This window comes from Candidatus Profftia lariciata, assembly GCF_020541265.1.
Lineage (GTDB): Bacteria > Pseudomonadota > Gammaproteobacteria > Enterobacterales > Enterobacteriaceae > Profftia > Profftia lariciata.
The window spans coordinates 1,018,869-1,031,116 of the sequence record NZ_CP045925.1; the positions used below are offsets into that span (position 1 = coordinate 1,018,869).

Annotated in this window: 5 protein-coding genes, 2 tRNA genes and 1 rRNA gene; all 8 read right to left on the bottom strand. The window is 26.5% G+C overall.

All coding sequences use genetic code 11. From position 1 onward, the window contains the following. Positions 1-599: 599 nt before the first annotated feature. Positions 600-2,216 carry a peptide ABC transporter substrate-binding protein gene (locus GII40_RS02655; RefSeq protein WP_226813293.1) on the bottom strand — a complete coding sequence of 539 codons (1,617 nt, stop codon included), beginning with the start codon at positions 2,214-2,216 and terminating at the stop codon, positions 600-602. A 1,717-nt stretch (positions 2,217-3,933) separates the two neighbouring features. Next, positions 3,934-4,009, bottom strand: a tRNA-Ala gene (locus tag GII40_RS02660). Between the two features lie 134 nt (positions 4,010-4,143). After that, positions 4,144-4,217 (bottom strand) — tRNA-Ile (locus GII40_RS02665). Between the two features lie 69 nt (positions 4,218-4,286). Continuing rightward, a 16S ribosomal RNA gene (locus GII40_RS02670) occupies positions 4,287-5,829 on the bottom strand. Positions 5,830-7,156: 1,327 nt separating this feature from the next. Further along, positions 7,157-7,753 (bottom strand): division/outer membrane stress-associated lipid-binding lipoprotein, encoded by a 597-nt coding sequence (dolP, locus tag GII40_RS02675; protein ID WP_226813294.1) that lies wholly within the window; start codon positions 7,751-7,753, stop codon positions 7,157-7,159. Between the two features lie 217 nt (positions 7,754-7,970). Next, the gene (locus GII40_RS02680) at positions 7,971-8,510 is read right to left on the bottom strand and encodes a septation protein A (RefSeq protein ID WP_226813295.1); all 540 of its coding nucleotides are present in this window, start codon (positions 8,508-8,510) and stop codon (positions 7,971-7,973) included. Positions 8,511-8,734: 224 nt separating this feature from the next. Next, the gene (gene glyS / locus GII40_RS02685; protein WP_226813296.1) at positions 8,735-10,804 is read right to left on the bottom strand and encodes a glycine--tRNA ligase subunit beta; all 2,070 of its coding nucleotides are present in this window, start codon (positions 10,802-10,804) and stop codon (positions 8,735-8,737) included. Between the two features lie 27 nt (positions 10,805-10,831). Continuing rightward, on the bottom strand, positions 10,832-11,749 hold the full coding sequence (gene glyQ, locus GII40_RS02690; protein ID WP_226813297.1) for a glycine--tRNA ligase subunit alpha: 918 nt from the start codon (positions 11,747-11,749) through the stop codon (positions 10,832-10,834). Between the last annotated feature and the right edge of the window lie 499 nt (positions 11,750-12,248).

Genomic DNA, 12,248 nt, shown 5'->3' on the forward strand with positions numbered 1-12,248 from the left:
TAATTCTTTACTAGAATGTATAGATTGTATAGTTAATAAAAAATATATTAAATATATGGTATAATATACTAAATTTTAGTAATGTTATACTTAATATTATTTTGATTATATAAATAACAAGATAATAATTAATATAATTATATTTTTATATAATCTAATATTTGTATTCTTTAAATATATATTTTAATATGTTTTTGTATTCTTTTTGTAAAAAATATTCATTATAATATAATAACGAATTATTATTAATCAACTATTAAAGTAATAAGATTATGTTTGTTAATTATATATAAATATTGTATTAAAAATAAATAATACAGTACGTAAAATAATGTTTTTAAAATTTATATAAATTGTTAAATTTAATCATGAATTTTAATAATTATCTTATTAAGGATTTACTAATATATAAATCAATCACATAATCATATATTATTATAAAATACTTAATTATTTAAATATTATACAATAATAGTATTATATGTATATTTTATATTAAATCATCCATTATATTTAATAAAGTATAATACATTGAATTACTACTAAATATCAATTTTCTTCATTTGATATACCATCCTTAATAATGTATAATATAAATATTAGTGCTGGATAATGTACATATTTTGACTATATGCTACATCTTCTGGATTATTAATAGGATAACCTTTAACCCATTGCTTAATTAAACGACCATTAGTATATTGATATATTGGGGCAATAGGAACTTGTTCAGCAATAATTTGTTCAGCTTCTTCATACTTAGCATTACGTTTAATTGTATTAGTTTCTTTACTAGCAATATTTAATAACATATCATAATTTGGATTATTAAATTTAGAAATATTACCATTATGTGTAGATGTTAATAATGACAAGAATGTAGATGCTTCATTATAATCTCCCACCCAAGATGCACGTACTACTTCAAAGTTACCAGTATCACGACTATCAATATATGTTTTCCATTCCTGATTAGTAAGAGTAACTTGTACTCCTAAAACTTTTTTCCACATAGATGCTACAGCAATAGCAATATTTTGATTGTTTTCTGAAGTATTATATAATAACTTTAATTGAAGTGGTATATGTACTCCGTATCCAGCTTCTTGTAGCCATTTTTTTGCTTGTTTATTACGTTCTATTTGCGTCATTTTATAAATATTTAGAGGTACAACTTTAAAACCAGTAGTTATATCTGGTGTTAATTGATAAGCAGGTTTTTCACCAGTACCTAATACTTTTGTTGTAATAATATTGCGATCTATGGCATACGAAAGAGCACGACGTACTAAAATATTATTAAGAGGTGGTTTCTGTGTATTAAATGCATAGTAGTAAGTACCTAATTGACAAGGTATATAGACTTGATCAGGAATATCTTTCATTAACTTGTGATACATATTTCTTGGAAATGATTCAGTAATATCAATTTCATTAGCTAAATAACGTTTTATCACCGTCGACTCCTGATTAATTGGAAGAAAAGTGACTTTAGTTAGTATTGTGTTATCATGATCCCAATAATATGGATTAGAATGAAGTACTATTTTTTCATTTACAACGCGTTCTTTTATAAGAAATGCGCCGTTACCTACTAAATGTTCTGGTTTAGTCCAATCTTTACCGTATTGTTTAATATTTTGTTGTGAAACCGGAAAAAAACTAACGTTTGTTAATAGATTTATAAAGAAGGGTACTGGTTTATTTAATTGCACTATTAGTGTATGTATATCAGGTGCAAATACTCCTAATTTTTGTATAGATATTCTACCATGAATAATTTTATCAGCATTATCAATAGAAGCTATTTTAGCAATCCAAGCAAATGGCGACAGCGTTTTTGGGTTAACTAAGCGTTGCCAACTATACATGAAATCATAAGCTGTTACTGGTTTACCGTTAGACCACTTTGCATTTTTACGTAATTTAAAAGTATAGCGTTTATTATCAGTGGTTTTCCAGCTTTGTGCTACCCCTGGTTCAGGGTTTCCTTGCGCATTTTGATTAACTAAACCTTCAAATAAATCACGTAAAATTTGTGCTTCTGGTAATCCTACAGCTTTTGCTGGATCTAAAGATACTGGTTCGTCTTTAATATGACGAATAATTTCTTGATTATTTGCTAATTGAATTCCTACGGGAATGTGTGCAGCATGTACTGTTATAAAAAACGGAGAAATAAATGCTATTAATAAGATAACAAGAAAATAATACATGAAATATAATACCACCTTAATATAGAAAATCATTAATATACATAATATTTATTTATGTTTATTTAGTAAAGGACATAAAAACATTAAATGTATTTGCAATACATAAAAATTCTATTTCATAGAATCAAATATTTTAAATATAAGTAATAATAGTATTGTATATAATTTTATACTAATACGTTGTGTATTATAGATAAAATTTATTGTTATATTATACTAAATAATTGTATTATAAAAAATTTATAAATAATATTTTAAATATTATATTAAATAAATGTAAAATAATACAGCTAATTCTATTATTGTATTATAATAAAACATCAGTAACAAACTGATGTATAAAATTATTTTTATTTTCTTTAGAAAAAATAATTATACAAGCATCTTATAAACTATATTTAAAATATATGTATTTAATATTGCATTAATTACAATCATTGTTTTAGAAATTACATAATTAATAAAATTAAAAAATGATATTTAGATATATGAGTTTTTATGTTAATAATTTATCGATATATATGTTTAAATCAATAAAATAATTGTTCAAAAAATTTTATTATAAAATTTAATAGTATTAAAGATAGCAGTTTCAATAATAAAATTATTCTTCATAAGAAGATCTAATATTTCAGTTATTTAATTTTTTAATTATATATTTATTAATATATGATAATGTAAATATAAAATATTATAATATTTATTTTAATAATATATAATTATTTTATTTAAAATAATTTAATATTTTAAGATAACATTAATATTTATTTATACATAATAAAAACAAATAATATTATTGTATATACTGAGTATGATCAATCATACTTGTTATGCATAGGTATTGTTTATTATATAAGCTATATTATATTAAAAAATATTTTTTTATAATTAATAATTAACTTTATATTAGTTAATCTATTGAAATAGATATAACTTAGTAAGTTAAGATAATAATTATAACTATATTGACAATTTATTATTAGAAATAATTTCTTAATTATTATAATATATATTTTAATATTTCATAATTTTATATTACTAAATTAGTAATTATTATTAAATATATAAATCATTAAGAAAGATGAATTTATTTAAAGTTAATAAATAATAGAAAATATATAATATTTTAAATATTTTTTCATAAAATAAGCAATATAATAACACATTCATAATCACTATGAATGATGATGTTGACCATATAATATATTATTAGTATAATATTAAAGTTTTATTTATAAATTGTTTAATTATATTAATGATATTAATCAATGTAAGCAAAGATATTTAAAATAAAGTATATAACTGTATTTTTAATAAAATATTAATGTTGTATTTTTTATGTATTTTAAAATAATTATAATATTTATAGTAACATGATAATGTTATATTATTGAATTCAATAAAAATATATTAGATGAATATAAATATATTAAGAATGAAACTTATTAATATATTATTAGTATCATTAATAATATATTAATATATGATCATAAAATAAAGATATCAGTATTTACTGAAATATTAAATTAAATCTCTTATAGAGATATATTTATATTAATGTTTATTACTTATTCATAATCAGTATATTATTATGCCAATACTTTTAAAGTATTAAAACATTGCACATATATAATATTTTTTTATATAAAATATCTTTTTTAAGATTAGTAATTAGTTAATACACTATTAAACAAACATTATATTTTATATTAAATTATGGTGGAGTTATGCGGGTTTGAACCGCAGACCTCCTGCGTGCAAAGCAGGCGCTCTTCCAACTGAGCTATAACCCCATATTTTTAATAAAATCATTTTATTTTATATGTTTATTTAAGCTATTGATTTAATTTTTTAGAATGTTTTAGTTTGATGTATTTATTGTTTAATAAAAAATATTATTATAACTTTTTTTATTTACATTATTTAGTAGGCCTGAGTGGACTTGAACCACCGACCTCACCCTTATCAGGGGTGCGCTCTAACCAACTGAGCTACAAGCCTATAAGGTAATTTGCTCATTATTTTATTAGACAATTTGTGTGGGCACTACATTTAACGCTATCTTATAGGTAAGGAGGTGATCCAACCACAGGTTCCCCTACGGTTACCTTGTTACGACTTCACCCCAGTCATGAATCACAAAGTGGTAAGCGCTCTCCCGAAGGTTAAGCTACCTGCTTCTTTTGCAACCCACTCCCATGGTGTGACGGGCGGTGTGTACAAGACCCGGGAACGTATTCACCGCGACATGCTGATCCGCGATTACTAGCGATTCCAGCTTCATGCAGTCGAGTTGCAGACTACAATCCGGACTACGACATACTTTATGAGGTCCGCTTGCTCTCGCGAGTTTGCTTCTCTTTGTATATGCCATTGTAGCACGTGTGAAGCCCTACCCATAAGGGCCATGAGGACTTGACGTCATCCCCACCTTCCTCCAGTTTATCACTGGCAGTCTCCTTTGAGTTCCCACCATAACGTGCTGGCAACAAAGGATAAGGGTTGCGCTCGTTGCGGGACTTAACCCAACATCTCACGACACGAGCTGACGACAGCCATGCAGCACCTGTTTCAAAGTTCCCTAAGGCACTTTGCTATCTCTAGCAAATTCTTTGAATGTCAAGGGTAGGTAAGGTTTTTCGCGTTGCATCGAATTAATCCACATCATCCACCGCTTGTGCGGGTCCCCGTCAATTCCTTTGAGTTTTAATCTTGCGACCGTACTCCCCAGGCGGTCAACTTCACGCGTTAGCTCCGGAAGCCACACCTCAAGGGCACAACCTCCAAGTCGACATCGTTTACAGCATGGACTACCAGGGTATCTAATCCTGTTTGCTCCCCACGCTTTCGTGCATGAGCGTCAGTATTGACCCAGGAGGCTGCCTTCGCCATTGGTATTCCTCCACATCTCTACGCATTTCACTGCTACACGTGGAATTCTACCTCCCTCTACAAAACTCTAGCTAACCAGTTTCAAATGCAATTCCCAAGTTAAGCTCGGGGATTTCACATCTGACTTAATAAGCCGCCTACGTACGCTTTACGCCCAGTAATTCCGATTAACGCTCGCACCCTACGTATTACCGCGGCTGCTGGCACGTAGTTAGCCGGTGCTTCTTCTGCGAGTAACGTCAAGTACTATAGTTATTAGCTAGAGCACATTCTTCGTCGCTGAAAGTGCTTTACAACCCGAGGGCCTTCTTCACACACGCGGCATTGCTGGATCAGGGTTTCCCCCATTGTCCAAAATTCCCCACTGCTGCCTCCCGTAGGAGTCTGGGCCGTGTCTCAGTCCCAGTGTGGCTGACCGTCCTCTCAGACCAGCTACAGATCGTCGCCTTGGTAAGCCTTTACCCTACCAACTAGCTAATCTCATCTGGGCACATCTAATGGCGTGAGGCCTTAAAGGTCCCCCACTTTGGTCCGAAGACATTATACGGTATTAGCTACCGTTTCCAGTAGTTATCCCCTTCCACTAGGCAGTTTCCCAGACATTACTCACCCGTCCGCCGCTCGTCACCCAGAGAACAAGTCTCTTGTGCTACCGCTCGACTTGCATGTGTTAGGCCTGCCGCCAGCGTTCAATCTGAGCCATGATCAAACTCTTCAATTAAAAACTTGATGCGCTTAAATTATTTAAGCAATACTTGAAAATTAACTGTAAGAATAAAATTATAATAAATAAACTATTATTCGGTTACTATTCAAGCATTTTAACATTTTAACGTCTTACGACGTTAGATATTGTTTTATGAGTGCCCACACAAATTGTCTAATAAATTGTTAAAGAACTACACTAATATTGTATTTTTAGTGTTAGATAGTAATCTTCTTCTTTTTTATCTATATAGTCAAGCATTTTTTTTAAAAAATGCATTATTTAAAATATTTATTTATTTTTTATTGATAATCAATAAAAAATTAGATGACTACTCAATATTAATATAGCGATAGATATTGATTAACTAATCATAAAGTATGTATTATTTAAAATAATTTTATTTTAAAAAAATGATTATTTAATGATATTACATAAATCATAAATATCTTATTTATTATAATTAATATATATATTAAACTTGAATTAAGTGTATAAACTTATCTCATCTTCAATAAAAATAAAATGTTATTTTATAATATAATAGTTATATTGTCTATTATATTTACAATAATTTTATATTATTGTTTAATTTACATAGTAGAATTTACATCTAATGTATACAATAATTACTATTCATTATTTATGTAAAATTGTATTATAATAATATATTTATTTCTAGATATTCGATAATATAGCTATATTAGTATTAAATAATAGTTAATTTTCTTATATGTAATTCCTATTGTATACCTTAATGAAAAAGTTATTATAATATATAGTTAAGTAAATATTTATCTTTATTCATATTTACTATGTAATCTACAATTTAACAAATATAAATATTATAATTAATTACTACTTTAAGTATAAAGGATATAAAGATAACTGTAATATTCAATGAGTATATGTTATATATTAGATGTTACAGCTTAATAAAATTATTTTATTAAAAATTTTCAAATCATTTTTAACAAAATTACATCAGTTACTTTACTGATTATTAATTTTATATTTCTGATAATATATCACTTAGATTAATCATTAGAGTATTTATTAATATATTATAATAATTATTAATATACTATATCTCAAGTTAAAGCGTTATTTATAATATATATTATTATATTATATTTATTTTATATAATGAATTATTTTTAATAAATTATATCAATATATTAGTATTAATATTTGATATATCAAAATGTTAATTAATTATGTTTTTAATTTTTTAATTAATTATTTTATTTCTTTAAAATAAGAAAAAATTATTGCAATAACAGTAATTATATTTATGGTATATTAACTACTAAAAATTAATATTAATTAAAAAATAATAATTTTACTTTAAAATATTAAATGCTGTAATAACTCGTCGTACTCCATTTACTTGACTAGCTATATGTGCTACCGCTTCACTCTCTTGTGGTGTAACTAATCCTAATAAGAATACTTCACTATTTTCAGTAATTACTTTAATATTAGAGGATTTTACAGCATCATTCATTAATAATTGAGAACGTACTTTAGTAGTAATCCAGGAATCGTTAAATAACGTACTTAAATTAATTGGTTTGCCTATACGAATTTCACTATATACTGCATTATTACTATTTACACTAATAGCTATATTTTTAGCGCAAGATATTAAATATGATGATGGTGCCTGACCAGTTAACAATATATTACCTTGATAAGTTGTAACGACAATATGTGCTAATTTCTTTAATTGTTTATTTTTATCCAGTGCATTAAATAAACGAGATTCTAGAGTACTATCATCTATTTGCCTGCCTAAACTACGAGGATCTATAATAGTTTTTGTTGCTATTGCTGCACCACTTATCATAGTGGCAGCAATGCAACCTTGAAGCAATAATTCACTTATAATAACTAGTAAAATCGGAAAATAACGAATTAATGAGAAATGTTTAGTCATTGATCTTCCTAATTATTAGTATACTGTTTATGTGAATTATATAATATAAATCTTTAAAATATTTATATTATTTTAGTATTAAATAATATAATATACTAAATATTAAAAAATAATATTTCTTTAAGAATACTTATCTTTATAATATAATTTAATATTATTGTTACTTACATAATGTATTTTAGATATAATAGATTTTATAAAATATTTAACTTATGAATTATTTATTATTATTTTTTAATGTATTATAATAAATGTATATTACACTTAATAACATATATATAAGAGTTAGTGTAGTTAAACCAAATACTTTAAATGTAACCCAAACACTTTGCGTACTATATAACGCAATGTATGAATTAATAATTGCACAAACTATAAAAAATATAGCCCAAGCTTTATTTAGGCGATACCATATAGAATCAGATAAAGAAAATTTTATATTCAATAGATGTGGAATGAATGGTTTTTTAAAAACTTTTTGACTAATGATAAGAGCAAGAGCAAATATCATATACATAATAGTGACTTTCCATTTAATAAATAGATCATTATGGAATATTAATGTTAGTGTACAAGAAGTAGTCACCATGAAAAAAGTAATCAGCATTATTGGTTTTATTCGACCATATCTTATATACGTTATAAGTAAATCGATAGCTGTAGCAATAATTAATGCTCCCGAAGCATAGTAAATATCATAAATTTTATAACAAATAAAAAATACTACTAAAGGTAAAAAATATAAAATTTGTTTCATATACTTATCCATAATTAGTTAATTTATTTGTTATACTGCATTTGAAAATTATAACATATTGTAATTTTTATTTGCTGTATATTGTATATAAAGATATAATAAATATTATTATGTACTGTTTTTAGTAAATTTACTTACTTATATTAATTTACTATTAAAGATATAACTTAAGTGAATCATTCTGCCATTTAACATAAGAAGACGTACTTAATTTTATATTAACATTACTGTAATATAGAAATATCAGCAATTTGTAAAAATAAATTATGTAGATTATTTAATAATGTTAAACGATTTATACGTATTTTTTTATCATTATCCATTATCATAACTTGATCAAAAAAAATATTAATAGGATCACATAATACTGTAAGCTCAGATAACGCTTCTTGATATAAACCTTGCATTAATAAAAACTCTAATTTACCGCGTAGCACTAATAAATTTGTTACTAATGTAATTTCTGCTGATTTTTTTAATAAAGAGATGTTAATATTTTCATTAATAACTTCAGTAGATTTTTTTAGAATTTTAAAAATTCGCTTATTAGCGATAATTAATGATGCAGATTCAGGCAAATTAATAAAATTAGACACAGCTTTGATACGAGCATCACATTCAGTAAGTTTTGTTGGACGGCACGTTAATACTGATTGAATAATATCTATTCTATACCCTATATCTTTATACCAAGTATAACAACGGTTTAAAATAAAATCAATGATATTATATATTATGTCAGTATTATTAATTTTTTGGCCGTATAATTTTGCAGACACTGTAGTCAGTATCATCAAATCTAACGGCAATCTTTTTTCAATAATTATCCGTATAACACCTAGTGCTGCACGACGCAAAGCAAATGGATCTTTATCACCTTTTGGAGGTTGTCCGATATTAAAAATACCAACAATAGTATCTATTTTATCAGCAATAGCAAGAGAACATGCAACTAAATCTTTTGGTAAAATATCGCCAGAATATCTAGGCATATATTGTTCATTAAGTGCAATAGCAACTTCTTCTGTCTCGCCATCGTAACGTGCATAATGCATGCCCATAATACCTTGAATATTAGTAAATTCAGTAACCATATGAGTTATTAAATCACATTTAGATAATAATCCTGCTCTTTTTGCTAAATCGACATCAGCCCCTATATGTTTTGCAATCCAACCAGATAAAACTTTAAGACGATGAGATTTATCAAATAAGGTACCAAGTTCTTGCTGAAATAATACGTTTTTTAAACGTGGTAAAAGTTCTTCTAAACGTTGCTTGCGATCAATATTAAAGAAATATTCGGCATCTATTAAACGTGAACGTATCACCTTTTCGTTACCAGAAATAATAGATTGTGGATTTTTAGACTCGATGTTAGTGACGAAGATAAAGTAAGGTAATAATTGACCTTTATTGTTGTAAATTGGAAAATATTTTTGATGATCTTTCATACTACACACCAAAGCTTCGGTAGGTATATTAAGAAATTTATCTTCAAATTTAGCAGTAAGTACTATTGGCCATTCAACAAGAGAAGTAACTTCCTCTAGAAGAGGATCACTGATATCTGCTATACCACCTATGTTCTTAGCTGATTGTTCGACATCATGTTTAATCATTTCTTTACGCTTTTCATAATCGGCTATAACTTTACCCTGCTCCATAAGAATATTTGGATATTGATTAGCATGATTAATCATAAAATTCTGTGCACCCATAAAACGATGACCCCAAAGAACACGATCAGAATGTATTCCAAATATAGTTGCAGGAATTACTGTACTCCCAAATAATAAAGTCACTGTATGCACAGGACGTACAAATGGAATATTATTACTACTCCAGCGCATTAACTTTGGAATATGTAGATTACTTAAAGCATTTATAATAAGTACTGGTATTAATTTTTCTACACTATATCCTGCTTGAATAGAACTAAAAAATAAATATTTACTTTTACCAGATGTTATGTATTCAGCATGATTAACTTCAATACCACATTGTTTGGCCCAACTTTTAGCAGCTTTAGTTGGTCTTCCTAGTATATCAAATGCCTGAGAAATAGCTGGCCCACGTTTTTCAATTTTACGATCAGATTGAAATTTATGTAAAGAAGCAACTTTTAATGCTAAACGACGCGGAGATGCATACCAAGTAACTACTCCATGTGCTAAATGCACATTATCAAGTTCAGCTATAAGATTAGATGCAAAAGATTCTGCAAGATATCGTAGTTTTTTAGGTGGTAATTCTTCGGTACCTATTTCTACAAGAAAATTTTCTTGAATCATAACTTTATTAAAAATATTCTGGTTAAGTTAAGTATTAATGTATTTTTTACACATTGGGAAGCCTAGTAACTGACGAGAAGCATAGTAAGCTGTAGATACTTTTTTAGTTAAGTTACGGATACGTAATATGTAGTGCTGACGTTCAGTGCTAGAAATAGCCTTACGTGCATCAAGCATATTAAAACTATATGCAGCTTTTAAAATACACTCATAAGATGATAAAGGTAAGGGATTCTCTAAATATAATAATTTTTTAGCTTCTGCTTCATATTGTTTAAAAGAAAAAAATAAAAAATCAACATCGGCATGTTGAAAATTATAAGTGGATTGTTCTATTTCGTTTTGATAGAATATATCACCGTAGGTCGTTATACCTAATACATTCTCACTCCATATTAAATCATAAACGTTATCTAATTTTTGAATATACATTGCTAAACGTTCTAGACCATAAGTAATTTCACCTGTAACAGGTTTACACGCTAAACAGCCAATTTGTTGAAAGTAAGTAAATTGTGTTACTTCCATACCATTTAACCATACTTCCCAACCTAATCCCCATGCACCTAATGTCGGATTTTCCCAGTTATCTTCAACAAAACGAATATCATATACCATGGGATCTAGGCCAATAAATCGCAAAGAACATAAATAAAGTTCCTGAATATTTTTTGGTGATGGTTTTATTGCAACCTGAAATTGATAATAATGTTGTAATCTATTTGGGTTATTACCATATCTTCCATCGGTTGGACGACGCGAAGGTTGAACATAGGCAATTGCCATAGGCTCTGGACCAATTGCTCGTAAACAGGTCATTGGATGTGATGTACCCGCACCAACTACCATATCAATTGGTTGAATAATGGTACAACCTTGACTAGCCCAATAATGCTGTAGTTTAAATATTAATCCTTGAAAGGTTTTTGTATCTAAATAATGCATATTAGATGAATTCATAATAAAATAAGTAAATTTAATATACTCTTTTTTTTTGAAGAATGTAAGTATTTTTTAAGATGCTTTTATTATTAAAGATGTATAACATATAAATATAATATTATACTTATATATATTTAAATATATATAAGATATAATTTAAAATTATCAATTTATATAAACAACATGTGTTTCTTAAAAAGAGAGTATGTAGTATTTGTATATTGATATATATCTGAGTAGTATAAAAACGTAAATAGTAGTAATAAATAATAATGTATATTAATATTTATTTTATTTGTAAAAATCTTTTTAAAAGATTGACAGATAACTTATTAATATTTATTACATAATAAACATTATAATTATTATGAATATATTATTACTATTATTAGTATTTATTTTGATATATTAAGGATTAATAAAAATAATTTATATAATTAGTACTTAAAATAATAATGTTGTTTTAGTATACTATAAAAAACAATTAATTATATATAATAAC

Bases quoted from the DNA above. Each gene is read 5' to 3' on its own strand.
- GII40_RS02680 (WP_226813295.1), bottom strand. From the start codon at position 8,510: ATGAAACAAATTTTATATTTTTTACCTTTAGTAGTATTTTTTATTTGT.
- dolP (WP_226813294.1), bottom strand. From the start codon at position 7,753: ATGACTAAACATTTCTCATTAATTCGTTATTTTCCGATTTTACTAGTT.
- GII40_RS02655 (WP_226813293.1), bottom strand. From the start codon at position 2,216: ATGTATTATTTTCTTGTTATCTTATTAATAGCATTTATTTCTCCGTTT.
- glyQ (WP_226813297.1), bottom strand. From the start codon at position 11,749: ATGCATTATTTAGATACAAAAACCTTTCAAGGATTAATATTTAAACTA.
- glyS (WP_226813296.1), bottom strand. From the start codon at position 10,804: ATGATTCAAGAAAATTTTCTTGTAGAAATAGGTACCGAAGAATTACCA.